The sequence below is a fragment of the Arthrobacter sp. JCM 19049 genome, assembly GCF_001310435.1.
Genome location: NZ_BAXF01000411.1, coordinates 1 through 1,967, shown reverse-complemented (window position 1 = coordinate 1,967; position 1,967 = coordinate 1). Strand labels below are relative to the sequence as shown.

Genomic DNA, 1,967 nt, shown 5'->3' with positions numbered 1-1,967 from the left:
AAGCGCCCTGGCGGCGCTGCGCGAGAAGGCAGCCTGAGCTTCCTCCGGCCGTTAGGCCGTTAGGCCGGCTGGCCCTGCGGGTCGGGTTTGCCGGCGTAGTACTTGGCCATGACCTCGTCCTTGAACTCGAAGAACGTGCCCTGCTCGATCGCCTGGCGGGCGGATTCAACCAGGTTCACGGTGAAGTGCTCATTGTGGATCGAGATCAGCGTGTGGCTGAGCAGCTCCTTGGCCTTGTACAGGTGGTGGATGTAGGCCCGGGTGAAGTGCTGGCAGGCGTAGCAGGTGCAGCCGTCGACCAGCGGGGTGAAGTCGCGCTTGTAGCGGGCCCCGGAGAGGTTGAAGCGGCCGTGCGGCGTGTAGAACGCCGAGTTGCGCGCCACACGGGTGGGGGAAACGCAGTCGAAGGTGTCGGCCCCGTTTTCGATGGCGGTGAAGATGTCATCCGGTTCGGAGATTCCCAGCAGGTGCCGCGGCTTGTCCTCGGGCAGTTCCTGCGCGCACCATCCCACGATGGTGCCCAGGTTTTCCTTCTCCAGGGCCCCGCCGATGCCGAACCCGTCAAAGGCCAGTGCCCCCAGGTCCCGGCAGGCCTTGCGGCGCAGGTCTTCGTACTGGGCGCCTGGATGACCCCGAACAGGGCCTGGTAGGGCTTGGTGCTGCGCTCGTCGGTGAGCCGGAAATGTTCGGCGATGCAGCGTTCGGCCCAGCGCCGGGTGCGCTCCAGCGACTCGACCTGGTAGCCGCGCGAGTTCTGCAAGGTGGTCAGCTCGTCAAAGGCGAACATGATGTCCGCCCCGATCTGGTGCTGCACGCCCATGGAGATTTCCGGGGAGAAGCGGTGCATGGTCCCGTCCAGGTGGGATTTGAACCAGACCCCGTCCTCGTCCACGTTGGCCATGCGTTCCTTGCCGGGGGCGACCGCATCATCCGGGCCGGACTGGTCCACCGACTTCATGTCGATGACCTTCTTGAACCCCGACCCCAGGCTCATCACCTGGAAGCCCCCGGAGTCGGTGAAGGTCGGGCCCTGCCAGCCCATGAACGAGCCCAGTCCGCCGGCGGCGTCCAGGATGTCCGCCCCGGGCTGCAGGTACAGGTGGTAGCGTTGGCCAGCACCGCCTGGGCGCCCAGCTCCTGGACCTGCGCCGGGTTAGTGCCTTGACCGTGGCCTTGGTGCCCACCGCGATGAACGCGGGGGTCTTGATCTGCGTGCGGGGTGGTGATGGTTCCGGTGCGCCCGGGCAGGGTGTTGCCCTCGCCGTCCGTCAGCCGGGTGCCGACCTGGAAGGAGAACTCGGCTTGCTGGGGGTGGAAGGCGGCGGGATCAAAAGTTGTTTCTGGCACCTATCTAGTGTGCCGCATGCGCGCACCCGTGAGGAAAACGACAGGTGGCGGCGTGGAACAAACTAGGCAATGCGCGGTGCAGCGGACAAGAATGGACAGCGGAAGGCCGCGGGCCGCCGGAAAGCGGTGGGGCCGTGGGCACAGGTGGTGTCGTTGGGCAAGGGAGGCAGCGTGGGTTTGGAGCAGCCGGGACTGCGTGGAGCATTGAAGTCGCTGGTGACGCTGGGCCCTGCCCGCAATGACCACTGGATCGGGTTGCGCACCGCGCTGGGAATCTTCCTGCCGCTGCTGGTGCTGATGCTCGTGGACCGGCTGGATCTGATGGTGTTCGTGGTCTTCGGCGCGTTCACCGGCGTCTACGGCCGGGTGGACGGGTACTGGAACCGGCTGCGCATGCAGGTGCGCTCGGGGCTGCTGTTCTTCGCGGTCATCACCCTGGCGCTGGCGGCGTCCACCTGGTGGGTGGCCCATGATGACCCGGAACTGAAGTCCTGGCAGATCGTGGGGGCGACCACGCTGGTGGCCGGGATCTGCTCGGTGCTCGCCGGGCTGCTGCGGTTGCGTCCGGCCGGTTCCTGTTCCACATCTTCGCGTTTGCCGCGATTGCCTCCATCCCGCAG

General features: G+C 66.5%; 1 protein-coding gene and 2 pseudogenes. 1 reads left to right on the top strand and 2 read right to left on the bottom strand.

Annotation, left to right across the window (positions count from 1 at the left end; translation table 11 throughout):
- Positions 1 to 59: 59 nt before the first annotated feature.
- Positions 60 to 1,054: pseudogene (locus JCM19049_RS12805) on the bottom strand (tRNA guanosine transglycosylase).
- Positions 994 to 1,347 carry a hypothetical protein gene (locus JCM19049_RS20845; protein ID WP_279403166.1) on the bottom strand — a complete coding sequence of 118 codons (354 nt, stop codon included), beginning with the start codon at positions 1,345 to 1,347 and terminating at the stop codon, positions 994 to 996. The pseudogene JCM19049_RS12805 and the gene JCM19049_RS20845 overlap by 61 nt, the downstream one beginning before the upstream one ends.
- 171 nt (positions 1,348 to 1,518) lie before the next feature.
- Between JCM19049_RS20845 and JCM19049_RS12800 the strand changes: the two are divergent.
- Positions 1,519 to 1,967: pseudogene (locus JCM19049_RS12800) on the top strand (FUSC family protein); the annotation flags it as partial.